Source organism: Microbacterium algeriense, assembly GCF_008868005.1.
In the GTDB taxonomy this organism is placed as follows: domain Bacteria; phylum Actinomycetota; class Actinomycetes; order Actinomycetales; family Microbacteriaceae; genus Microbacterium; species Microbacterium algeriense.
This window is the reverse complement of the sequence record NZ_WAAO01000003.1, coordinates 412,877-436,664: the sequence shown is the minus strand read 5'-3', so window position 1 is coordinate 436,664 and position 23,788 is coordinate 412,877. Positions and strand designations below refer to the sequence as shown.

Annotated in this window: 15 protein-coding genes and 1 pseudogene; 10 read left to right on the top strand and 6 right to left on the bottom strand. The window is 70.7% G+C overall.

Annotated elements, in window-relative coordinates; translation table 11 throughout:
- The first annotated feature begins 111 nt into the window (after window positions 1-111).
- A complete protein-coding gene (locus F6A08_RS15855; RefSeq protein WP_151459983.1) occupies window positions 112-1,332 on the top strand; it encodes a glycosyltransferase in 1,221 nt (406 codons plus the stop codon).
- A 21-nt stretch (window positions 1,333-1,353) separates the two neighbouring features.
- Here the strand turns inward: F6A08_RS15855 and F6A08_RS15850 are convergent, their stop codons facing one another.
- From F6A08_RS15850 to F6A08_RS15840, 3 genes are read right to left on the bottom strand one after another with little or no spacing between them, the layout of a single operon-like run.
- Window positions 1,354-2,616 (bottom strand): hypothetical protein, encoded by a 1,263-nt coding sequence (locus tag F6A08_RS15850; protein WP_151459982.1) that lies wholly within the window; start codon window positions 2,614-2,616, stop codon window positions 1,354-1,356.
- A gap of 13 nt (window positions 2,617-2,629) precedes the next feature.
- The gene (locus tag F6A08_RS15845; protein ID WP_151459981.1) at window positions 2,630-3,286 is read right to left on the bottom strand and encodes a hypothetical protein; all 657 of its coding nucleotides are present in this window, start codon (window positions 3,284-3,286) and stop codon (window positions 2,630-2,632) included.
- Between the two features lie 54 nt (window positions 3,287-3,340).
- Window positions 3,341-4,270 (bottom strand): glycosyltransferase family 2 protein, encoded by a 930-nt coding sequence (locus tag F6A08_RS15840; protein ID WP_151459980.1) that lies wholly within the window; start codon window positions 4,268-4,270, stop codon window positions 3,341-3,343.
- 114 nt (window positions 4,271-4,384) lie between these two features.
- On the opposite strand from F6A08_RS15840, the gene F6A08_RS15835 reads away from it, so the two are divergent.
- From F6A08_RS15835 to F6A08_RS15815, 5 genes are all read left to right on the top strand, one after another.
- Window positions 4,385-5,107: a CDP-alcohol phosphatidyltransferase family protein gene (locus tag F6A08_RS15835; protein ID WP_051000939.1), complete on the top strand. Its 723-nt coding sequence runs from the start codon at window positions 4,385-4,387 to the stop codon at window positions 5,105-5,107.
- Entirely contained in the window at window positions 5,100-6,155 is a 1,056-nt protein-coding gene (locus tag F6A08_RS15830) for a glycosyltransferase family protein (RefSeq protein ID WP_151459979.1), read from the top strand. Before F6A08_RS15835 ends, F6A08_RS15830 begins: the two co-directional genes overlap by 8 nt.
- Window positions 6,155-7,498 (top strand): phenylacetate--CoA ligase family protein, encoded by a 1,344-nt coding sequence (locus F6A08_RS15825; RefSeq protein ID WP_151459978.1) that lies wholly within the window; start codon window positions 6,155-6,157, stop codon window positions 7,496-7,498. The genes F6A08_RS15830 and F6A08_RS15825 overlap by 1 nt, the downstream gene beginning before the upstream one ends.
- Before the next feature lie 164 nt (window positions 7,499-7,662).
- Window positions 7,663-10,209, top strand: a complete 2,547-nt coding sequence (locus tag F6A08_RS15820) for a right-handed parallel beta-helix repeat-containing protein (protein ID WP_151459977.1) — start codon at window positions 7,663-7,665, stop codon at window positions 10,207-10,209.
- Window positions 10,210-10,287: 78 nt separating this feature from the next.
- Window positions 10,288-11,436, top strand: coding sequence for a glycosyltransferase (locus F6A08_RS15815; RefSeq protein ID WP_151459976.1), 1,149 nt, complete (start codon window positions 10,288-10,290; stop codon window positions 11,434-11,436).
- Window positions 11,437-11,448: 12 nt separating this feature from the next.
- On the opposite strand, the gene F6A08_RS15810 is transcribed toward F6A08_RS15815, so the two are convergent.
- Window positions 11,449-12,096, bottom strand: coding sequence for an arsenate reductase/protein-tyrosine-phosphatase family protein (locus F6A08_RS15810; RefSeq protein WP_192576797.1), 648 nt, complete (start codon window positions 12,094-12,096; stop codon window positions 11,449-11,451).
- 117 nt (window positions 12,097-12,213) lie between these two features.
- Between F6A08_RS15810 and F6A08_RS15805 the strand changes: the two genes are divergently transcribed.
- A complete protein-coding gene (locus F6A08_RS15805) occupies window positions 12,214-13,599 on the top strand; it encodes a tyrosine-protein kinase domain-containing protein (RefSeq protein WP_017204647.1) in 1,386 nt (461 codons plus the stop codon).
- A gap of 5 nt (window positions 13,600-13,604) precedes the next feature.
- Window positions 13,605-14,939: a lipopolysaccharide biosynthesis protein gene (locus tag F6A08_RS15800; protein WP_151459974.1), complete on the top strand. Its 1,335-nt coding sequence runs from the start codon at window positions 13,605-13,607 to the stop codon at window positions 14,937-14,939.
- Here the strand turns inward: F6A08_RS15800 and F6A08_RS15795 are convergent.
- Window positions 14,936-16,122, bottom strand: a pseudogene (locus F6A08_RS15795) (DUF1972 domain-containing protein). The gene F6A08_RS15800 and the pseudogene F6A08_RS15795 sit on opposite strands and share 4 nt — an antisense overlap.
- A gap of 52 nt (window positions 16,123-16,174) precedes the next feature.
- Between F6A08_RS15795 and F6A08_RS15790 the strand changes: the two are divergent.
- Window positions 16,175-17,194: a glycosyltransferase family 4 protein gene (locus F6A08_RS15790; RefSeq protein WP_151459973.1), complete on the top strand. Its 1,020-nt coding sequence runs from the start codon at window positions 16,175-16,177 to the stop codon at window positions 17,192-17,194.
- Between the two features lie 211 nt (window positions 17,195-17,405).
- Window positions 17,406-22,784 carry a PKD domain-containing protein gene (locus F6A08_RS17890; protein ID WP_192576796.1) on the top strand — a complete coding sequence of 1,793 codons (5,379 nt, stop codon included), beginning with the start codon at window positions 17,406-17,408 and terminating at the stop codon, window positions 22,782-22,784.
- A gap of 67 nt (window positions 22,785-22,851) precedes the next feature.
- Here the strand turns inward: F6A08_RS17890 and F6A08_RS15780 are convergent, their stop codons facing one another.
- Window positions 22,852-23,787, bottom strand: coding sequence for a glycosyltransferase family 2 protein (locus F6A08_RS15780; protein ID WP_151459971.1), 936 nt, complete (start codon window positions 23,785-23,787; stop codon window positions 22,852-22,854).
- Window position 23,788: the final 1 nt, after the last annotated feature.

Here is a 23,788-nt window from a genome sequence, read left to right as displayed (position 1 = left end):
CAGATCAGTGATTCCCCAGTGAGCGGATCCCCATCCGCTTCGCGACTCCCACAGCCGCGAATCGAGAGTCTAGCAGGCCCGGTTTCCTTCTGCACAGGAACCCGTGGAACGATGGAGGCCGGGCGCGAGGCGCACGCGGAACAGGGGGCGGACGTGGGGACACCGGTGACGATCATCGTGCCGACGTTCAATGAGCGCGACAGCGTCGCCGAGCTGGTCGCCCGCACGGCGGCCGCGCTCGCCGGGTGGGACGCCGAGATCCTCTTCGTCGACGACAGCGCGGACGACACGGCGGCCGAGATCGCGCGGGTCGCGGCGGACGCCCCGCTCCCGGTGCGGGTCATCCATCGCACGCAGAACACGGGAGGGCTGGGCGGCGCCGTCGTCGTCGGCCTCCAGGCCGCCTCCTCCGACGTGTGCATCGTGATGGACGGCGACCTGCAGCATCCGCCGGAGCTTCTCCCCACCCTGCTCGCCCGGCACGCGGACGGCGGCGCCGACGTGGTCGCCGCGTCCCGCTACATCGGCGGCGGCGACACCAGCGGCCTGGGCACGGCGGTGCGCTTCGGCGTCTCCCGGGTGGCAACGTGGCTGACGCGGGCGATGTTCCCTCGTCGCCTCGCCCGCAGCACCGACCCCATGACGGGCTTCTTCCTCGTCGACCGCACCCGCCTGGATCTGTCGGCGCTCAAGCCCCAGGGGTTCAAGATCCTCCTCGAGATCCTTGCGCGCAACGACCTGCGCATCGCCGAGGTGCCGATGGAGTTCGCCGAGCGGCGGCACGGCACGTCCAAGGCGAGCCTGCGTCAGGGCGGCACGTTCATCGCCCATCTCGCGCGGCTGCGCTTCGGGAAGATGTCGCTCTTCGCCCTCATCGGCGTGATCGGGGCGGTCGCGAACCTCGGCATCATGTGGGGACTGACCGCCGCCGGCGTGCCCTACGTCTGGGCGGCGATCGTCGGTGCCGAGGTCACGATCATCGGCAACTTCCTGCTGCAGGAGCGCTTCGTGTTCGCCGACATGAAGACGGATGCCCGCGGGGTCGGGATCCGCTTCGCGAGCTCGTTCGCGTTCAACAACGTCGAGGCGGCGCTGCGCATCCCCGTGATGGCTCTGATGGTCGAGACCTGGCACATCTCCAGCGTGCTCGCGACGGCGCTCTCCCTCATCGTGGCGTTCTTCGCCCGGTTCCTGTTCCACTCGCTCGTGGTCTACGCCCCCACCCGTCGGCGCAAGGGCGACCAGGCGTCGTCCGAGCCCCCGACCGACACGGCCGCGCAGCGGGTGATCCGCGCGATCGACGTCGAGGTCATGAAGCCGGGCGAGCTCTGAGCGATACGCCCGTCGGCGGTGTCACTCCGCTCCGACGGGCCCGCCCTGTGAGGCCAGCCGATCCGACCGCCGCGGGCGGTCCGGCCGGCGTCGCACGAGTTCCGCGACCGGGATGGCCGTGAGGGCGAAGAGCAGCGCCAGCGTCCGCGAGGAGGTCAGCAGCGGGCTGAAGAACGTGTCCCACGCGCCCAGCAGGGTCAGCCACACGACGAGGCCGGATGCCGCCTTGAGGGAGACCGCACGGGCCACGGCGTAGATCGCCCCGACGAGGAGGGCGACGGCGAAGGCGGCCCCGAGCGGACCGAAGCGCAGCCACAGGTCGCCGAGCACGGAGTGGACCTCGAACTGGCCGCCGAACATGTAGCCCTCGACGTAGCCGTTGTCCGGGTCGTAGTTCAGCTCGCTCATGCCCGTCTTCGCGATCCAGACATCCACGGAGGTGGGCAGCACGCCGCTGCCGAATCCCTGCGGGCGGGCGCTGATCAGTGCGGTGGCGGCACCGAGCTCGGGGCGTCCTCCCGCGATCAGGGAGCCGGAGGTGTCGATCTGCGCCTGTGTCCGCTGCTGGGCGGCGTCTCCCAGCACGCCCTCGAGGATCAGGGCCTGCAGCAGGCTGAAGGCTGCCAGGCTCAGAGCGCCGAGGAGCACGAGGGTCTGCGCCGGACGGGGGCGCCGGGTCCCCGGAGGGAGGAACATCTGCCAGAGCACGATGACGCCGGCCAGGAGCAGGAAGGACGTCATCGACCGGGAGTCCGAGAACAGGCACACGGCCGCGAGCGCCGCGAGCGCGAGCAGGTCGAGGGAGCGGCGTCGGGTCGTCGACGTGAAGCCGAGCACGATGATGATGACGGGCACCGCGAGCGAGTACTTCCACAGGTTCGCCGGGTTCCCGCCGGTGAGCGCGACGTTCGCGAGCGCGCCGACGCCGAACGCGACGGCGGTGCCGCCGAAACCCAGCTCCGTGCGCGCCCACAGCAGGACGCCGATGCCGCCGGCGAGCGACAGCAGCGTGAGCGACTGCTCGATCAGGAGGCTCGTGGATGTCGGCCGCATCGTCTCGAACGCCGTGAGCAGGGCCCCGGAGACGGCGGCGAGAGCCGCGAGGACGATCAGCGGTCTCGCGAAGCGGTACTGCCGCAGCACCGGCCACCACACCGGAAGCAGCACGACGGCGATGACGACCGAGATGCTGATGCCGGGGCCGAAGGTGTAGCGGACTGCCGACGCCGCCGCCGCGACCGCCGCGATGATCGAGGTGGTCGTGTACTTGTCGGCGCCGGTCATCGCTGCCCCCGCCTCAGCGGAGGTCGCCGCGGAACACGGCGACCTGCGCACCGAGGAGGTAGTCGACGGTCACCGTCACGTCCTTGCGATCCGACTCCGGCACGGTGAACAGGTACACGCCCTCCGCGGAGTCGCCGGGCGCGAGCGATCCTTCGAACGGCGCCCCTCCCGGCTGCGTGAGCGTGCCGGCGGGGGTGCGGTCCTTCCCGGAGTACGCATTCACCGTCACGTACTCCAGGTCGAGGGGGTCGGAGCCCTCGTTGACGAGGCGCACCGTGACTCTGATCGCCGGTCCTGAGGTCTCTCCGGCGAGGGCGGCCTCGCCCTGGACGGCTTCGATGCGCGACAGCGAGATGTCGATCCGGTCCGCCGTGACGACCGTGGCGTCGGGCGCGACGGGCGTGAGCTCGGCGAACGGCGAATCGCTGGCAGAGGGAGCAGGAGACGGGGTCGCACTGGGGCGCGGCGCGTCGGTTCCGACGATGTCGCGGGGCGGTACCGTCGGGGTCGCGCTGGGCGACCCGCTCGGAGTCGGCTGCCCGGACGGCGCCAGGAGCGGCGGCACGATGAAGGCGGCGGCCACCGCGAGGGCGATCACCGCGATGAGGACCGACAGGACGATCCAGGTGCGGCTGCGAGCCGGCTTCTTCTCGTCGTGCGCTTCGACCATGTGACCCCACCTCGCCCCTGCGTCCTCGCGGTCGCGAGAGACGGTGATCCGAGTTTAGACCTCAGCACCCCGGCGCGACCGAGCGCCTGCCATCAGCCGCCTTCCGTCGCGCACTCCGCGCCATGCGGCACGCAGGGGCGCGAGCGGGCGGAGGAACTGTCGTCTTCCGCCGCGGAGCAGGACCTGCCGCGCGTTCGGCCAGGCCGTCCGGTTCCAGGCCTCGGCGTCGGCGGCGTCGAGGTGGCGCGAAGCGAACAGCAGCCGGTTGCGGATGTTGTAGTAGTAGTACAGCTCGGACTTCGCCTCCGGGCGCTGACGCTGCCCCCGATGCGTCCCGCCCTCGTCGTGGACGGCGATCGCGTCCTCCACCACGAGGAGCCTGGCACCTCGCTCCGCCGCTCGCACCGAGATGTCGACGTCCTCCCAGTAGAGGAAGTACTCCTCGTCGAAGCCCCCCGAGAGGTCCCAGACGGCGCGCGGGATCAGCATGCAGGCCCCGCTGATCCAGGGCAGCCGACGGGCGGACGGCTGCTCCCGCCGCCGCCGCGGGCCGCCCATCGAGCCGTCGGCGAGGTACACGTCCATGCCGGCGAACCAGGTCCTGCCCTCCGCGTCCTCCACGCGAGGCGACGCGAGCGTCATGCCGTCGGAGGTGGCATCGAGCAGGGCGGCGGTCGATGACGCATCGATGCGCGCATCGGGGTTGAGCAGGAGCAGATCCGAGGCCCCGGCGACCTCGAACGCGTGGGCCGCTCCGGCGTTCACGCCGCCGCCGAATCCCGCGTTCGCGTCCATCGCCACCAGGTCCCAGCCGTGGAGGGCGCACAGCTCCTCCACCCGTCGGCGCTCCTCGGCGGTCGACCGGTTGTCGACGACGACGATCCGCGCCTCAGGAAGGGCCGCAGCGGTCGCGACGAGGTTGGTGGAGAGCAGGGCGGCCGAGCCGTAATTGACGACGATGACCGCGAGTGCGCGTTCGCTCACTCCTGCTCCTCTCCGGCCGCACACCTCGCGGGGGCGCGCTCGAACCTGTAGATATAGTGAAGGCTACATTCGACGCCGCCTGGGGGAGTTGTCGTGTCAGAGATCCGTGCGGCGATGAGTCGCTTGAAAGAGGCGCAGAAGTCGTCCAAGGGCGCCGCCGCGTATTCGCGCTACATCAACCGGCCGCTCGGTCGTCCGATGGCGGCCACCGCGTACGCCCTGCGGATGACGCCAACGCAGGTCACGATCGTGAGCGCGGTGTTCACGCTCACGGGTGTCGCTCTCATCGCGCTCCTTCCGCCGACGGTCTGGTCGTCGATCCTCATCGCCGTCCTGCTCGTGCTCGGCTACGCTCTCGACTCCGCCGACGGCCAGCTGGCTCGCCTCACCGGAACCGGCTCGCTCGCGGGGGAGTGGCTCGATCACTTCTTCGACTCGATCAAGCTCGCGACCATCCACCTCGCCGTGCTCGTCTGCTGGTTCCGCTTCTTCGACCTGCCCGACGGCTGGCTGCTCGTGCCGCTCGTGTTCGCGGCATCGGCCAACGTGTTCTTCTTCGGCATCATCGCCGCCGACTTCCTGCGCCGGGTGCATCGGCTGGAGCACCCGCACGGCCCTGCGGAGGCGCCAAGGGAGGCGTGGCGATCCGGGGGTCTCTACTCGCTCGCGGTCATCCCGACCGACTACGGGTTCCTCTGCCTCGTCTTCGCGCTGCTGTGGTGGCAGCCCGTGTTCGTCGGGATCTACACCGCGCTCGCGGTGATCAACGTGCTGATGCTCCTGCTCGCGGCGCTGCGCTGGTACCGCTCGATCCGAGGACTGGCCGCCGATGTCTGATCCGCGGCGGCCGCTGCGCGTGATGCAGTCCTTCGGGGCGCCCCGGGTGACCACGAATCCGTACATCACGATGCTGGATGAGGCGCTCGCCGCGACCGACGGCATCGAGCACGTCCGCTTCTCCTGGCGTGAGGCCCTGCTCGGCCGATACGACGTGTTCCACTGGCACTGGCCCGAGGTGAAGCTGCACGGGTCGAGCGCGGTGTCCTCCGTCGGCAAGTACGCCCTCACCGGGCTGCTGGCCCTGCGGCACGGGCTCTCACGCCGCATCGCCGTGGTGCGCACCGTGCACAACCTCGACCTGCCGGATGACAACGCCGCTCGGCTGTGGCTGCTGCGACGCATCGACCGGCAGGCCGATCACCGCATCGTGCTGAACGAGACGACCCCGCTTCCCGCCGGAACGGCGCAGACGGTCATCCTGCACGGGCACTACCGCGATTGGTACGGTGTGCAGCCCCGCGCGGAGCGTCTGCGCGGACGCCTCGGCACGTTCGGCGGCGTGCGCCGCTACAAGGGCGTCTCCGGGTTCGTGGACGCCTACGCCGATGCAGTGGCGAGGGACCCCGAGATCAGCATGATCGTCGGCGGCAAGGCGTCGAGCGCCGAGCTCGCCGAGGATCTGCGCACCCGTGTCGCGGACCTGCCGAACGTGGTCCTGGAGCTGGAGTTCCTCAGTGATGCGGAGCTCGTGCAGCTCGTGACCGGTTCCGAGCTGATCGTGCTCGCCTACCGCTTCATGCACAACTCGGGCAGCGTGCTGGCCGCTCTCTCTCTCGATCGCCCGGTGCTCGTCCCGCGCAACGCGCCGAACGAGGCGCTCGCCGCCGAGGTGGGACCGGAGTGGGTGCAGATGTACGACGGGGAGGTGGATGCGGACGCCCTCCTGGAGGCCCTCCGCGCCGTGCGGGCGATCACCGGTGATCGCCCCGACCTGTCGCGTCGGGAGTGGGACGACGCGGGTGCCGCGCACGCGGCGGCCTATCGTGAGGCGCTGCGGGCGCGGCTGGCGCGGGTGCGCCCCCGCGGGCGGGCGGTGGAGGCATGATGCGCGAAGCGGCATTCCGGCTCAAGACCGCGGTCGGCGGTCGCAGCAGCACCGAGGCGTATCGCGAGTTCCTCGCGATGGATGCCCTCTCACCGGAGCGGATCGCCCAGGTGAGCGCCGAACGGTCCATCGCGCACGCCCGGTTCGCCTTCGGGCACAGCGCGTTCTACCGCGACCTCTACTCCGCCCACGGGATCACGGACGACGACCTGCGGGATCCCGCGGCGTTCGCGTCGCTGCCGATCGTGGACAAGGCGATGCTGCGCGAGAACTTCGAGCGCATCCGCACCGACGAGGCCGACTCGCGGACGAGCGTCGTGTCCCGGACCGGTGGCAGCACCGGTCTGCCGCTGCACCTGCTGCGTGATCTGCGGTTCCCCGCTCGCGCGCTGGAATGGCGCCTCTTCGACTGGTGGGGCGTGAAGCCCTGGGATGACCGTGGGATCGTGACGCGGCATGTGCTGACCGGCGCCGCCCGGATCCGCCACGATCTCGGCTGGCTTCCGTCTCGACGCGTGCAGCTGGACGCCTTCCAGATCACCGACGCCTCCGTCCGGGAGTTCGTCGAGCGGTGGAACAGGGTGCGCCCGCGCTTCCTGATCGGCTACGGCGGGGGAGTGCTCGACACCGTTCGTCGCATGAAGCGGATGGGGCTCACCGTCACGCCGCCCGTGGCCGTGGCCGTGACGGCGGCGCCGCTGTCTCCCGGCACCAGGGCGGAGATCGAGGAGGCGTTCGGTGCGCCGTGCTTCGACCACTATCGCTCGGCCGAGATCCCGTGGATGGCGGGCGAATGCGCCGCGCAGAACGGGCTGCACGTCTTCGCGGACGTCCGACGCATCGAGATCGTCGACGATGAGGACCACGTGGTGCCGGAGGACGTCGAGGGCGAGGTCATCGTGTCCGACCTCACGAACCGCGTCTTCCCCATCGTCAGATACCGCCTCGGCGACATCAGCAGCTACCGCTCCGGCGCCTGCACGTGCGGTCGCGGCCTGCCCCGCCTCGGGGCCATCTCCGGCCGATCCTCCGACGCGGTCCGCCTGCCGGACGGCACGACCATCGCGGGAGCCCTCGGGCACATCTTCGATGACGCGCCGCTGTCGATCCGGCAGTTCGAGATCGTCCAGGACGCCGACTACTCGGTCACTCTGCGGTGCATCCCGAGTGACGCCCCCGACGCGCAGGCGGGGATCCACGCGGCGACCGAGAAGCTCCGCCACGCGACGAAGGGTCTCGTCCCCGTGACCGTCGAGCGGGTCGAGAGCATCCCGCAGGTGGGCGGGAAGATGCGGTTCATCCGCAGCATGGTGGTCGTGCCGGACCCTGCGGATCCGTCCTGAATATCTCGGTTCCACAACGATCCGCGCCGGTTCGTGTATAGACTGTGCCCTGGCCGTCGCCCTTCCGGGTAGGCGGTGCGTACCGATACTGCACACCATCTCGCCCGGAGGGGGCTGGTTGGAGGGGCGCGGTGTACGCGGGCTGAAACCCCTAGGAGACCCTGTTGCGTTCGCGACGTCACCCGATCCATTCCCACCCCTCCCATCCTCGAACCGCTGCCCTCGTCACGGCGGCAGCCACGACGGCGGCGCTGCTGCTCGGCGCTCTCGGAGCCGCGCCCGCTGTCGCGGACGACACCGCTTCCCCCGGCGTGCTGCTGTCCGATGACTTCGACCGCACCGCCCCGGCCGGATGGGGCACCTCCGACAACGGCATCGACTACTCGTCGTGGTCGTCGCGGGCCGCGGTCGCGAGCGTCGCCGACGGCGCAGCGGCGATCACGCTGAACCCCGGCGAATCGGCCTACCTCACCCCGCGCTCCGTCCAGGTCCAGGACGTGCGCATCTCCGCCGACCTCCGCCTCGACCGCAGCGGCGGCCGCGGGTACTACGCGTACACGACCCGGGTGCAGAGCGACGGCTCCGCCTACCGGATCCGACTGCTGACCGATGCGGACGGGCGTGCCCAGCTCTCGGTGATCCGCACCGGAGGCGGCTCGGAGGCCGAGCTGAAGTCCGTGTCCCTGCCGGTGAGCATCCTCGGAGACGGGTGGTACACGTTCGACGCCACCGTCACCGGCACCGACGATGTGACCTTCGAGGCTCGCCTGACCCCGGCAGGGACCGCGCCGGGTGCCCCGCAGCTCGCCGTCACGGATTCCTCACGGGAGCGCCTGTCCGGACCCGGCGGCTTCGCGGTGTGGGGGTACGCCTCCACCAGTGCGACGGCGCCCACCGATCTGCAGATCGACTCGATCGAGGCCGCCACCGCGCAGGGGCCGCTGAGCTCGGAGACTCCGGCCCCGCAGCCGGAGCCGCAGCCGGAACCGCAGCCGGAGCCGCAGCCCGAGCCGCAGCCCGAGCCGCAGCCGGAACCCCAGCCGGAGCCGCAGCCGGAGCCGCAGCCCCAGCCGCAGCCCGGGACGGGCTCACCCGCCCGCGGGGCAGCCGCTGTCGGCACCGCCCAGTACGCGGTACCGGCCGGAGCCGTCTTCGTCGACGTCAAGAGCACGACCGGGGCCGCGAACGGATCCGCCGCCGCGCCCTTCCGCTCGGTGCAGGCCGCCGTCGACGCCTCCCCGGCCGGCTCCACCATCGTGGTCCGCGCCGGCGAGTATCACGAGTCCGTCGAGGTGCCCTTCAGCAAGACCCTGAAGATCCAGGCCTACCCCGGTGAGGCCGTGTGGTTCGACGGCTCCTCGCGGGTGAGCAACTGGTCGAAGTCCGGCGCCACCTGGGTGAGCTCGGGATGGAAGGCGGAGTTCGACGACGACATGCTCAACGGCAACGCCAGCTGGTTCGTCGACCCGAACTACCCCATGGCGAACCACCCCGATCAGCTCTACGTCGACGGGGTGCCGCTGCGACAGGTGGCGACGGCGGCGCAGGTCGTCCCCGGCACGTTCGCGGTCGACGATGCGGCAGACCGGCTCATCCTCGGCACCGACCCGACCGGCCGCAACGTGCGGGCGAGCGACCTCGGACAGGCGCTCAACGTGCGTTCGGCGAACTCCGTCCTCCAGGGCTTCGGCGTGCGTCGCTACGCGACATCGTACGACGTGCTCGGCACGGTCCGGATGCACAACGTCGGGGTGACGCTGCGAGACCTCGTGATCGAGGACAACGCCACGATCGGACTGTTCGTCGGAAACGACCGCGCGACCGTGGACAACCTCACCGTGCGCCGGAACGGGCTGCTCGGCATGTCGATCACGACGGCATACGGCACCACCTTCTCGGACTCGCTGGTCACCGACAACAACACCGAGCACTTCAACGGATCGCCCGTGGCGGGCGGCGTGAAGGTGACGCGTACGCGCGGCATCGTCATGAGCAATGTCGACACGAGCCGCAACATCGGCAGCGGCACGTGGTTCGACGAGTCCTGCTACGACGTGAAGATCCTCGATGTGACCTCGAACGACAACACGGAGATCGGGATCCATGCCGAGCTGTCCTCGAAGGTGACGATCGCCCGCAGCCAGGCGTTCGACAACCGGGAGGGCATCCGCATCTTCGACACGGAGAACGTGCTGATCTCGAACAACGATCTCGGCAACAACTCCCGGCACGACCTGAACCTGATGCAGGACGAACGGCGCCAGGCCACGCACAAGGTGGGGCGCGATCCCCGGGTGCCCGGCGTGGACCCCACCGTCACGTGGATCACGCGGAACATCACGATCCGCAACAACGTGTTCGGCGCTGGGGGGCCGCGGGCGATCTTCGCACACGACACGGCCACCGGTCGCGCCGTCGACACGTGGAACGTGACGATCGACGGGAACCTGTTCAGCAGCGCCGCCGGCGGCCCGTCGATGGTCACCTGGGGTGGGTCCGGCGACGTGTACGAGACGTTCCGCACCCCGGCCCAGCTGGCCGCGGCGAAGAACCCGGGATGGCGCAACGCCCAGACCGCGACGGCCGAACCGTTCGCGGCGATGGCCGACGACATCGCGGCGAACGCCGCGATCGCGCGGCCGCTGTCCGCCGCGCTCGCGGCGCTGCTCGGCCTCGCCGACGGCACCGTCCTGCTCGGGAGCGGTCGCTGACGGCGATCCCGGCTCGGCCGCAGCACCGCGGCCGAGCCGGGACGCACGGCGCACGACGCATCCGGGCACAATGGGATCGTGACTGACGACGACCGCGCCCCGTACCTGCTCGTGCACCCGGGCTGGGAGCTCTTCGGCTCCGACCGCATGCTCCTGGAGAGCGCGCGCGCTCTGCGGGAGAGGGACGAGCGGGTCGTCGTCGCGGTTCCGCAGCGCGGGCCTCTCGTCGGGGAGTTGCAGGCGATCGGGGTGGAGGTCCTGATCCCGCCGATGTTCGTGCTCCGGAAGTCCTCTCTGCACCCGCGCAACTGGCTCCGCTCCGCCAGGGATGCGGTCCGCGGCATCGCCGCATCCGTCGCGATCGTGCGTCGTCTGCGTCCTCGGGCCCTCTACGTCAGCACGATCGTCCTGCCGTCCTGGCCGCTGATCGGGCGGCTGAGTCGGGTGCCGACGGTCACGCACGTGCACGAGGCCGAGGCCTCGGCCTCCCGGCTGGTGAACCTCGCCCTGTACGCTCCGCATCTCGCTTCGCACCGCATCATCGCGAACAGCCGCTTCACGCTGCAGACCGTGGGGGCCGTGCTCCCCGTGCTCGGCCGTCGAGCCACGGTCATCCTCAACGGGGTCGCCTCCCCGGATGACGTCGAGCCGCCGCGTGCGCGCATCGACCGGCTCCGCATCGGATACGTGGGCCGTCTCTCGCACCGCAAGGGCCCGGACGCGGCGGTGGAGGCGCTCGCCGCGCTGCGTCGCGAGGGGATCGACGCCGAGCTCCGGCTCGTCGGCGCGGTCTTCGCCGGCAACGAGGGGTTCGACCGCGAGCTGAGGGAGAGGGCCGCCGCGCTCGGCGTCGAGGATCGCGTGGCGTACCTCGGCTTCCGATCCGACATCTGGCCGCTGCTCGCCGAGATCGATGTCCTCGTGGTGCCGTCCCGACAGGACGAGTCGTTCGGAAACACGGCCGTCGAGGGGATCCTGGCCGCCCGCCCGGTCGTCGCGAGCGACATCCCCGGACTTCGAGAAGCGGTCGGGCCCTACGGCAGTGCGACCTTCGTGACACCGGGCGATGCCGACGAGCTGGCTCGGGCCCTGCGCGCGGTGAACGAGGGCTGGGACCTGCGCCGGGCCGCGGCCATCGGCGATCGGGACGCCGCCCGCGAGCGCTTCGCCCCTGACGCCTACCGGCGCGCCGTCGCGACGTTCCTGGGATCCCTTCCGCAGGCCTGAGACCTGCGGTCCTCAGCGCGCGGCGCGGCCGGTGGCGGGCGGAACGAGGAAGGCGTCCAGCTGACGCTCCAGCTCGGCGATGTCGAGCGCTGTCCGCTCCAGCATCGCGCGATGCTCCCTGGCGCTCCCGTGGTGCGCGTCGGGGATGTCGAAGGGATGCGGGCGCCGCTTCCCGAAGAGGGTCCGTCCGCTGCTCGGCGGCTGCACGAAGCCGCGGCGATGGTGGAGGGCGGATGCGTAGGCCGCGAGGTCGTCCGCGGCCGAGGCGGCGCTGAACGCGGCCACCACCGCGAGCTCGTCGGGGTCGAGCGGATCCGCGCCGAGATGCACGGCCTCTCGCAGGGTGAAGGTCCTCGACCTGGCCTCCGGAACGAGCTGTGCGACGACCGAGCGCTCCGCCCTGCTGGCGGTGAGCACCAGGTCCGCGGCCTGCAGGTCACCGACGTCGATCGCGGTGGACCGGTGGGCTGCGGTGTCGGCGCCGGATGCCGCAGCGATCTCGGCCGAGACCTCGCACATCGGCAGGTCTCCCGGACCGACGCGCGTGCCCGCGCTGCTGATCTCCCAGGACTCCGCGTCGACGCGCGCGCGGAGAGCCTGCTCCATCAGCGGCGACCGGCAGATGTTCGCCTCGCAGACGAAGATGAGCCTGTGCGTCACGTGTTCCCCTCGATGCGGAACCGGCATCACCGGCCCTCGATTCCAACATAGGCGATAATGGGGTGCTGTGAGGCACCGCGGACCATCGCGCAGTCGTGCCGAGGGGGACGGGGACACATGACACTGCAGGACTACTTCCAGTCGCTCAGGAGCCACTGGGTCGTGATCATCGTTCTCATGCTTCTCGGGGGCGGGGCCGCCTACGGCTACTCCCAGCTCGTCGACCCGGAGTACCGCGCCGAGGCGCAGGTCATGGTCATCCCGACGCGCGGCGAGAGCACGAGCGAGCTGCTGCAGGGGTCGAACTACGTGCAGAGCCTCGTGCAGACCTACACGCTCCTTGTCGTCTCGCCGACCGTTCTCGACCCGGTGATCGAAGAGGTGGGTCTGGACGAGACGCCGAACCGGCTCGCCCGCCGGGTCGACGTGAACGTGCCGCTCAACACCGTCGTGATCGAGATCGGCGTCACCGACACGAGCGGGGAGAGTGCGCAGGAGACCGCCAACGCGATCGCGAGCGAACTCGCCGTCGCGGTCGGCAACGTCTCTCCGCTCGGTGCCGACGAGAAGCCGGCCGTGCGCATCGAGACGATCTCGCCCGCGCGGACGCCCACCGTCCCGATCTCCCCGAACACGCGCAACAACGTGGCGCTCGGCGTCGCCGCCGGACTCGTCGCCGGCGTCGTCTTCGCGATCCTGCGTCGGCGTTTCGCGACGAGGGTCGCCACAGCCGGTGCGCTCGAGGAGATCACCGAGGTCCCCCTGCTCGGAGAGATCCCCGAGGCGGCGGACAACCAGACCCTGGCCCGCATCATCCGTGCACAGCCGGACGGCCGCGTCGCCGAGGCGATGCGCCAGGTGTCGGCCAGCCTGAAGTTCGTCGACGTCGACAAGAACCGTCGGGTGATCCTGGTCACCTCGTGCTCGGCGCAGGAGGGCAAGTCGTCGGTCGGACTCGGACTCGCCCTGACGCTGGCCGAGGGCGGACGCTCCGTCCTGTTCATCGAGGCGGATCTGCGTCGCCCCAGCACCGCGCGATACACCCAGCTCGAAGGATCGGTCGGTCTGACGACGGTGCTGATCGGCGACATCGAGCTCGATGAGGCGGTGCAGCAGTGGGGACGCCCCGGGCTCGACATCCTCACCGCCGGCGCCCAGCCGCCGAACCCGGGTCAGCTCCTCTCCAGCGGGGAACTGCACCGAGTGGTGGACGAGGCCAGGGAGAAGTACGACTACGTCATCCTGGACACGGCGCCCGTGCTGTCGGTGAGCGACGCACTGTGGCTGTCGACCATGGCCGACGGCACGCTCTTCGTCGTCCGGGCGAATCGCACGAAGGGGACCGACCTCGCTCGTGCGCTGTCGTCCCTCGAATCGACCAGGACGCCCGTCGTCGGGATCGTGCTCAACGGAGTGCGCGGCGCCGCGAAGAACCCGTACTACACCGACGAGCGCGGCAAGGGCCTGCGCCCGCGTCTCGGACGACGGAACGCCCGCGGTTAGCCGCCATGAACTCGTTGCTGGCTCTCGGCGCGCGCGCCGTGACGATGGTCATCTCCCTCGTGTGCGGCGTCATCACGACGCGGATGATCCTGGGTGAGACCGACGTCGATCACTACGCGCTCTACACGCTGCTGATCACCATCCCCTCGCTGCTGACCTTCACCGACCTCGGCAGCGGAGCGGTGCTCGTCAACGCGGTCGCGACGAGCGATGACGTGCGCACGGACCGGAAGCTCCGGCTGCAGGTGACCTCGGTCGGACGCATCCTCCTGATGTTCGCCTCGGCACTCATGGTCATCAACACCGTTCTGCTGGTGACGGGCGGATGGCGTGCGCTGTTCGGCGACGCGGGAGCGATCCCCGGCGCCCCGCTCGCGGCCTTCCTGTGCATCACGCTGTTCAGCCTCACCGTGACGCTCGGCGTGTGGTTCCGCATCCTCCTCGGGCAGCGCCGCAATCATCTCGTGATCCTCGTGCAGGGCCTCATCTCGCCGGTCACCCTGGCCGGGGTGTGGCTCATGCTCACCTTCGGCGGACGCGCCTTCGACTCGTTCCTGGCCGTCGCCTCGTACGCGGCCTCCCTGCTGACGGCGATCATCGGCTTCCTGCTCGTGACGCGGTCGACGGCGCCGCTCATCCCGGACGCCCTCCGGGTGCTGCTGCGCTGGCGTCGCGTGCCCGGGGTCCGGGTCATGGACGTCGGCTGGCCGATGCTCGCCCAGATGGTCACGTACCCGATCGCGGTGGGCTCGCAGCGCTACGTGCTCGCGCAGTACGCGACGCCGACCGACGTCGCCGAGTACGGAGTGGCGGGGCAGGTCTTCTTCGCGCTCAACGGGCTGGTCATGGCGGCCGGCGTCGCGCTGTGGCCGCAGTTCGCCCGGCGACGCCACCGCGGCGAGCTCCGGCGGGGACCCGCCCTGCTCTCGCTGCTGTTCGGCGGAGCGGTCGCCGGGGCGACCGCGTTCGTGTGGCTCATCGGCCCGTGGCTCTTCGAGTTCATCACGCGCGGCGAGCTCGAGGTCCGCACCTCCACGATCCTCGCGTTCGGCTGCATGATCATGCTCACCGCGGCGGTGTATCCCCTGGGAATGTTCATCATGGACAAGCCGGGCATCCGCTTCCAGGTGATCCCGACGCTCGCGATGGCCGCGGTCAGCATCGTCCTGTCGCTCGTCCTGACGCCCGTGCTGGGCATCGTGGGCCCCCTGCTGGGTGTCGCGTTCGCCCTGGTCGTGTGCCAGGTGATCCCGTACGCGATCTACATCCACCGGCATCGGGAGCGCCTGCTGGCGCCCGAGCGCTCGGAGGACCCTGCTCCGGTGGTCGAGCAGGGCTAGCCGGGCCACTCCTGCTCGCGCCGTCGAGCGCGGCGGGCGGTGGGATGGATGGACTCCCCGCGCGCGAGGCGCAGGGCCAGCTGCTCGTACGCGTCGGCGACCGCGTCCCAGGAGAAGTCCTCCGCGGCTCGGGCTCGCAGGCTGCGTGCACCCGAGTCCACGGCAGCGGGATCGGCTTCGGCGGCCTCCAGCGCCGTCGCCACCGCGGTCGGGTCGCCGAAGTACCAGCCCTGGCCGTCGAGCACCTCCCGGTTGAAGACGACGTCGTACGCGATGACCGCGGTGCCCGCGCCCATCGCTCGCAGGAGCGAGGGGTTCGTCCCGCCGACGGAGTGGCCGTGCAGTAGGTGAAGGCGTGGTGGTACAGCGCGTCGAGAAGGTCCTGGTCGTACACCGCGCCGAGGAGGCGGATGCGCTCGTCCGCCGCGGCGAGTGCATCGATCGCGGCGGTGTAGTCGGCCGCGTAGGGGGCGGATCCGACGACCACGAGGGGCTTGGCCGCGGTCGATGCGGCGTACCCCTCGACGATCTCGCGGACGTGGTTCTCGGGCTCGAAGCGCGCGACGACGAGGTGGTATCCGCCCGGTTCGAGACCGAGGGCGCGGATACCGTCGGTCGCGGCGTCGTCCAGAAGCGGTGCCCCGTAGCGGATCAGCTCGCTGGACACGTCGAACTGATGCCGGTAGTAGTCGGCGATCCCGGGGGCGTCCGCGATGATCGCATCGGCCGTGCGGACTCCGAAGCCTTCGGCCCAGCGGTAGTACGCCTTCCCCCGACCGCCCCATTTCGAGCGGCGCCACTCGAGTCCGTCCATGTGCAGGGCGACCGGGATGCCCCGCGCCCGCAGCACGGGCAGGAACGGCGAGTTGGCCGCATTGAACACGAAGGCGGCGTCGGGGCGGGCCTTCGTGACGGCGTGCGCGGTCGACAGGGCGGTGTGGCTCAGCGTCTCGAGAGCCTTCTGCCGCACCGCCGGCAGCGTCACCCGGCGCATGCCCAGGTGCACGTCGCCGCTGGTGCCGGCGTCGCGCCCGTACACGAGCACGCGATGACCGCGTTCCACGAGCCGGCGCCCGACCTCCTCCACGGCGGTCTCGAACCCGCCGTAGGCGGCGGGGATGCCGCGGGTGCCGATCAGCGCGATGCGGAGCGAGGGCGACGAGGGCGACGGTTGGGAGCGCATCGCAACAGTATGCCCGAGCGGCCCGGCGCGGTCGTGGCGCTAGTCTGGGGCGGTGTCGTCAGCGCCCCGTTCCGAAGCCGCCCTCGCCTGGGGTTTCCCCGCCGAGCAGTCGGTGAGCGCGTGGGAGCTGCGCCATTCGGTCGGCGATGTCCCGAGCGCGTGGCAGTACGGTCTCGACGGCCTCCGCCGGTTCGCCAGGGTGGAGGTGATCGACCTCCCCGCTCCCGGCCGGCTGTCCCGCCTGCGCGCCCGGACCGGCCTGGGGCCTCGTCCCGTCGACGGCATGGCCTTCACCTGGGATGAGAACGCCGCCTTCCGGATGCAGGTGACGCGCCCACGGCGCCGGTTCGCCTCCGGAGTGATCTGGCTGACCGACATGGTGCAGCGGGGACACGTCCCCACGCGGCTGATCGACGTGCTGCGGGGGGCGGAGGACCTGTGGGTGCTCAGCCGCGGCCAGGTCGATCCGCTGCGCGACCTGGTGGGCGGGAACGGCCCTCGGGTCACGGCGGTGCCCTTCGGGATCGACGCCGACTTCTTCGCGGCGCGGCCCTTCCCCGACCGGCCGCGCATCCTGAGCATCGGCAACGACCGCGATCGCGACCCGCAGACGCTGTTCCGTGCGTTCGAGCTCGTGCACGCGCAGCGCCCCGAGGTCGAGCTGATCGTGCAGACCTCCGCGAGCGGCGCTCCCGACGGCGTGCGCGTGGTGGATCGGATGAGTCACCGTGAGCTGCGCGAGCTGTACGCCACGGCGAGCGTGGTGGCGACGGCGACGAGGCCGAACCTGCACGTGTCGGGAATGACCGTGACGCTCGAGGCGCTGGCGACGGGTCGCCCGGTGGTCAACACCGACACCCCGGGGATGACCCAGTACGTCGCCGAGGGGGAGACGGGGCATCTGGTCCCCGTGGGCGATGCCGAGGCGCTGGCGGATCGCCTGGTGGAACTCGTCGACGACCGCGATCGCGCCGAGCGGATGGGCGTCGCGGGCCGGGCGGCGGTGGAGGCGACCTTCACGACGGCGCACATGTGCGCGCACCTGGCGGCGATCCTCCTGCCGGAGCACTGACCCGCTTTATCGCGAATTCGAGAAATCGAATAGCGCCACGCGGGCACCGTGCGCTAGTCTGAGCGCGGATGCGTCTTTGGGGGACGCGAGGGAATCCATCATTCGCCGATATTTCGGCATGTGCCTATGGGGAGGCGCCATGCGAGTCCAGCGACTCGATGCAATCGAACGCGATGAAGAATCGCGCGCACGACCGTTCCGCCGCGTCGCGATGGGAGTCGTCGCCGTTCTGGTGACCGCGCTCCTCGGCGCCGCCATCACCGCACCGGCCGCTCAGGCGGACACGGTGCCCACCGATCCGGCCCTGCCGGCGACCGTGAGCGCCGACCCGCTCCCGACGACGCAGATCAACGGCATCGTCTGGGCGCAGGCCGTCGGCGGCAACAAGGTGTACGCGGGTGGCCAGTTCACGAGCGCGCGCCCTGCCGGCGCCGCTGCCGGAACGAACGAGACGCCGCGATCCAACCTGCTGGCCTACGACCTCGCCACCGGTGTGCTCGACGCCTCGTTCAACCCGCAGGTGAACGGCCGCGTCCTCGCGGCCGCGGTCTCGCCCGACGGCTCGCGGCTCTACATCGGCGGCGGATTCACCGCTGTCGACGGTCAGAACCGCTACCGGCTCGCGGCGTTCAACACGGCCACCGGACAGCTCATCGCCAACTGGACCCCCGGGACCAACACGATCGTTCAGGGCATCGTCGCCACCGACACGACCGTGTACGTCACCGGCGAGTTCTCGAACGTCAACAACACCGCCCGCACCGGAGTGGCCGCGCTGAGCGCCTCCACCGGCGCGGTGCTCGACTTCAACCCCGTGCTCGCCGGAGGCTACGGCGTTCGCTCGGTGGTCGTCTCGCCCGACAAGTCCAAGGTCGTCATCGCCGGGTCGTTCACCTCGACCAACGGCTCGACGAACCCCGGGCGCGGCATGGCCGCCCTCGACGCCACCACCGGCGCGAGCCTCCCGTGGGCGATCAACAGCGTGATCCGCAACGGCGGCACCGGCGCGTCCATCTACTCGCTCGCCTCCGACGGCGACAGCGTCTACGGCAGCGGCTATGACTTCGGCGGCTCGAAGACCGAGGACGACTTCGAGGGCTCGTTCCGCGCCAACTGGAGCGACGGCTCGATGGTGTGGATGGAGGACTGCCACGGCGACACCTACTCGGTGTACCCGACCGGCGGCGTGCTGTACACCGCCGCCCACTCGCACTACTGCGGCAACATCGGGGAGTTCCCGCAGCTCGACCCGTGGAACTTCAACTTCTCGCTCGCGTTCGACAAGAACCCGTCGGACCGCACGCTCACTCCGGACCCCTACGGCTACCGCAGCTTCACCGGCAACCCCGCCGCGCGCCTGCTGCACTGGTACCCGACGTGGCAGCCGGGAACGGTGTCCGGCATGAGCCAGGCCGCGTGGTCGGTCACCGGCGGCGGCGACTACCTCGTCTACGGCGGGGAGTTCACCGCGGTCAGCGGCGCTGCCCAGCAGGGCCTCGTCCGCTTCGCGAAGCCGAACGCCGCGCCGAACAAGGTCGGCCCGACCATCAAGGGCGGCGCCTACCCGATCAGCACGCAGTCCTTCCGCGCCGGGCAGGCGCGCGTGGCATGGTCGGCGAACTACGACGCCGACAACGCGCGGCTGACGTACGAGGTCTTCCGCCGCGACGTGGCGCAGCCCGTGTACACGACGACCGCGGACTCCACCTACTGGGTCCGCCCGCGCCTCACCTACTCGGACACCGCCGTGACCGCGGGGCAGACCTACGAGTACCGCGTGAAGGTCACCGACCCGAACGGCAACTCGACCACGTCGGACTGGACGTCGGTCAAGATCGCCGACGCGGGCACGTCGAACGCCTACAACGAGGCCATCCTGGCCTCGCAGCCGAAGTACTACTGGCCGCTGAACGAGGCGTCCGGCACGTCGGCGATCGACTGGGTGGCCGGCAACGACCTCGCGCTCGCCGGCGGCACCACCCGCGGCCAGGCGGGTCAGGCCGTCGGTCAGACCTCGTCGTCCACGGCCTTCAACGGCAGCAACGGAACGTCGTCCAGCTCGGTCGCCGAGGTCGGACCCAACGAGTTCTCGGTCGAGGCCTGGTTCCAGACCACGAGCACCAGCGGCGGCAAGATCGTCGGCTTCGGCAACAACGCCACGGGACTCTCCGGCAGCTACGACCGCCACATCTACCTGAGCAACACCGGTCAGGTCACGTTCGGCGTGTACCCGGGTTCCGCCAGGACCATCACCAGCAACGCCGGGTTCAACGACGGCAACTGGCACCAGGTGGTCGCCACGATGAACGGGTCGGGGATGGTGCTGTACGTCGACGGCGTGCGCATCGGCACCCGCAACGACACCACGACCGGCCAGAGCTACTCCGGCTACTGGAGGGTCGGCGGCGACTCGCAGGGCGGCTGGCCGTCGGCGGGGTCGTCGAACTACCTCAACGGTCGCATCGCGGACGTCGCGGTCTACGACTCCGCGCTCACCCGTGACGCGGTGGACGCGCACTGGGTCGCCTCCGGGCGCACGTCGTCGCTGCCTGCGGCTCCGGCCGACGCCTACGGCAAGTCCGTCTACGACCTCGACCCGACGCTCTACTGGCGCCTGGGAGAGACGAGCGGAACGGTCGCGAAGGACTCCGGACGCGACGGGAGCAACGGCACCTACCAGACCAGCGGGTCCGCCAGCATCCAGCGCAATCAGGCCGGAGCTCTGTCCGGGGTGAGCAACCCGGCGATCCGCTTCACGTCGTCGAAGTTCCTCTCCAGCTGGAACAACCGCCAGACGGTGGTCAGCGCACAGCAGTACGCGTCGCCGAACACCTACTCGATCGAGACCTGGTTCAAGACCACCTCGACCGGGGGCGGAAAGCTGATCGGCTTCGGCAACAGCAACTCCAACAACGCCAACCCGAGCAGCAACTACGACCGGCACATCTACATGGATTCGTCCGGCCAGCTCAAGTTCGGCGTCTACAGCGGCGGCACGTACGTGCTCACCGCGCCGGGCACCTACCGTGACGGCCAGTGGCACCACGTCGTGGGTCAGCAGTCGGCGAGCGGCATGCAGCTCTTCGTGGACGGCGCTCAGGTCGCTTCCAACACGCTGGCGACCGCCGACAACTACGCCGGGTACTGGCGTGTGGGCGGCGACACGACCTGGGAGGGCGACCCGTTCTGGGTCGGGACGATCGATGAGGCGGCCGTGTACTCGCAGCCGCTGACCTCGAGCCAGGTGCTGCAGCACTTCCAGCTGGGCAAGACGGGGCAGCTGAACCAGCTCCCGACGGCGCAGTTCACGTCGGCTCCGACCGACCTCTCCGTCGCGTTCGACGCGTCGACGTCGAGTGACCCCGAAGGTCCGATCGCCCAGTACTCCTGGGAGTTCGGCGACGGGCACACCGGCACCGGCGCGACTCCGACCCACGTCTACGACGCGGCGGGCACCTACACCGTGACCCTCACGGTGAAGGACGCCGGCGGACTCACCTCCACCGTCAGCCACGACGTCATCGCCCGCGACCCGAACGCGCTGCCGACGGCCGCCTTCACGGAGACCGTGCAGTTCCTCTCCGTGGCGTTCGACGGGTCGACCAGCTCCGACAGCGACGGCACGATCGCCGCCTACTCGTGGAACTTCGGCGACGGCGCCACCGCGACCGGGGCCACGGCCACCCACGCGTACGCCGCGTCGGGCACCTACGAGGTGTCGCTGACGGTGACCGACGACCGCGGAGGTTCCTCGACCACGACGAAGTCGATCGCGGTGGAGGCGCAGAACGCGCCGCCCAAGGCCGTCGCCAACGTCGTCCGCGGCGCCGACGGCATGTCGATCGCGGTCGACGGCAGCGGATCCACGGACGCCGACGGCACCGTGGTCGCCTACGCCTGGGACTTCGGCGACGGAGCGACGGCGACCGGTGCCACGGCGAACCACACCTACGCGACCCCGGGTACCTACACGGTCACGCTGAAGGTCACGGATGACGACGGTGCGACGCATCAGACGACGGCCTCGGTCGCCGTCACCCCGGCGGCCACCGAAGACGTGATCGCCAGGGACGCGTTCGAACGGACCGCATCCTCCGCCTGGGGCTCCGCCGAGGTCGGCGGCGCATGGACGACGTCCGGGGGCGCCGCGGCCTTCTCGGTCGCCGACGGCGTCGGAAAGATCTCGCTCGCTCCGGCGGCCACGCGGGAGGCGCGCCTGTCGGGCGTGTCGAGCACCAAGACGATCACCTCCGTGACGATCGCCTCGAGCAGCGCCACCAACGGCGGTGCCTTCAACCTGACGGTCAACGGCCGCCAGGTCGGCAGCGACGTGTACTCCGGACGCGTCAAGATCGAAGCGAACGGCGCCATCCGCCTCTACCTGCTCCGCAACGAGACGGCGATCGGCAACAGCGTCGTGATCCCCGGCACATACGCCGCCGGCGAGAAGCTCTCGGTCCTGCTGGGCGTCCAGGGCACCTCGCCGACCACGCTCTCGCTGAAGGTCTGGCGGACGGGAACCACGGAGCCGGCGAGCCCGCAGCTGCAGGCGACGGACACCACCGCCGTCCTGCAGGCAGCGGGGTCGGTGGGCATCAAGGCCGCGATCAGCTCGGTCTCGACCGTCTCGTCGGTCATCTCGGTGGACGACTACAAGGTCGTCACCGGGGCCGTGGTGGCACCGCCGAACCAGGCGCCGACCGCTGCGTTCGTCTCCACGACGAACGGACTCACGGCGAACGTCGACGGCAGCGGCTCGAGCGACTCGGACGGGACGATCACGGGCTACGCCTGGACGTTCGGCGACGGCGCGACGGCATCGGGGGCGACCGCATCGCACGCCTACGCGGCCGCGGGGACGTACAACGTCACGCTGACCGTGACCGACGACGACGGGGCGACCCACTCGGTGACGAACCCTGTGACCGTGACCGCACCCGTGGTCACGCCGCCGGACCCCGCGGGGCCGACGCCCCTCGCCACCGATGAGTTCGACCGCACGACCACCGGTGGGTGGGGTGCTGCCGACCTCGGTGGAGCCTGGGCGCTGTCCGGCGGCAACGCCGCATTCAGCACGGCCGGCGGGAAGGGCGTCGTGACGCTCGCACCGTCGCAGACGCGAGAGGCACGCCTGGGGGTCTCGGGGACGAGCACCGTGCTCGACGCGACGTTCTCCTCTGACGTCGCCTCCGTCGGCGGGACAGCGAGCATCACGCTCCACGGGCGCACGGTCGGCACGTCGACGTACTCCGCGCGGGTGCGCCTCGAGCCGGCCGGGGTGATCCGCCTCTACATCCTGCGAGACGAGACGGCGATCGGCAACAGCTACGTCCTGCCCACGACCTACACGCCGGGTCAGGTGCTCCACGCGCGCCTGTCCGTCGCCGGGACCAACCCCACGACCCTCGCCGCCAAGGTGTGGGTGGAGGGGCAGACGGAGCCCGCCGGCTGGCAGCTCCAGGGCACCGACACCACCGCCGCCATGCAGGCCGCAGGAGGCGTGGGCATCAAGACGTCGATCAGCTCGGCATCGACCAACGCCGCCACCAAGCTCTCGTTCGAGCGCTTCGCGGTGGTGGTCCCCCAGTAGGGGACCGACGAGAAGGGGGCGGGGCCGTCACGGCCCCGCCCCCTTCTGCGTCACCGCGCCGAGGAGGTCACGTCCGCGCGTACTCCGGGGTGATGCGTCCGACGGCTCCGAGGATGCGGCCCTGGGCGAACCAGGTACGGCGGCGCAACACGGCCTCTTCCTCGGTCCTGCCGCGCCAGCGCGCCACGAGACCCCGGCAGGAGAAGACGACCAGACGCACGATGCCGCCCACCAGATGCATGGCGCGCAGGGCGAGCTGCCGGACGAGCGAGCCGTCACGCGTCAGCAGGCGCGTGCGCATCTGCCCCTGGGAGATCGTCCGCCGTCGGACGAACTCGCGCGTGGTCCGCTCCACAGGGACCTCGTCGCGCACCACGGAGTCGGCGGACGCGACGATCGACGCGCCGGCCGCGAGGACCGAACGACCGAAGAGCATGTCCTCTCCGCCGGCCAGACCGAGACTCGTGTCGAAGCGGATCCCGAGGCGCGCGACCTGCGACGCGTCGATGAGCACATTGCCGGTCGCCAGCGCATCGAGCCGCTGTCCGGTGCGGCGGCGTCGCCGCCTCATGAAGCCTCCGGCGACGACCCAGGGGTCCGTGCCTTCCGGCCACACGTACTCGACGTAGCCCATCACCACCGCGGGATGACCCGTGTCTTCCCACACGTCCACCAGGGCGTCCAGCCAGCCGGGCTGGGGGAGGACGTCGTCGTCGACCATCGCCACGAGTTCGCCGTCGGAGGCCGCGTCGAGCGCGGCCTGGCGTGCGGCGGCGATGCCCGGTGTGCTCTCGGCGACGTAGTCGACGCCCAGTTCGGCGGCGGACGTCTCGGCCGAGCGCTCGGGGTCGTTGTCGACCAGTGCGATGCGCATGTGCTGTCCGCTCTCACCGGCGCCCGCGCGGATGGCGGCGACCAGGGCCGGCAGGAGCTCGGTGCGGCGGAAGGTCGTGACGGCGACGAGGATGGACCGATCCTCGCCCCGAGGCGACGCATTGCTCATG

Coding starts and splice junctions, on each gene's coding strand:
- F6A08_RS15825 (WP_151459978.1), top strand. CDS start 6,155: ATGCGCGAAGCGGCATTCCGGCTCAAGACCGCGGTCGGCGGTCGCAGC.
- F6A08_RS17890 (WP_192576796.1), top strand. CDS start 17,406: ATGGGAGTCGTCGCCGTTCTGGTGACCGCGCTCCTCGGCGCCGCCATC.
- F6A08_RS15805 (WP_017204647.1), top strand. CDS start 12,214: ATGACACTGCAGGACTACTTCCAGTCGCTCAGGAGCCACTGGGTCGTG.
- F6A08_RS15835 (WP_051000939.1), top strand. CDS start 4,385: ATGAGTCGCTTGAAAGAGGCGCAGAAGTCGTCCAAGGGCGCCGCCGCG.
- F6A08_RS15800 (WP_151459974.1), top strand. CDS start 13,605: ATGAACTCGTTGCTGGCTCTCGGCGCGCGCGCCGTGACGATGGTCATC.
- F6A08_RS15850 (WP_151459982.1), bottom strand. CDS start 2,616: ATGACCGGCGCCGACAAGTACACGACCACCTCGATCATCGCGGCGGTC.
- F6A08_RS15780 (WP_151459971.1), bottom strand. CDS start 23,787: ATGAGCAATGCGTCGCCTCGGGGCGAGGATCGGTCCATCCTCGTCGCC.
- F6A08_RS15855 (WP_151459983.1), top strand. CDS start 112: ATGGAGGCCGGGCGCGAGGCGCACGCGGAACAGGGGGCGGACGTGGGG.
- F6A08_RS15830 (WP_151459979.1), top strand. CDS start 5,100: ATGTCTGATCCGCGGCGGCCGCTGCGCGTGATGCAGTCCTTCGGGGCG.
- F6A08_RS15845 (WP_151459981.1), bottom strand. CDS start 3,286: ATGGTCGAAGCGCACGACGAGAAGAAGCCGGCTCGCAGCCGCACCTGG.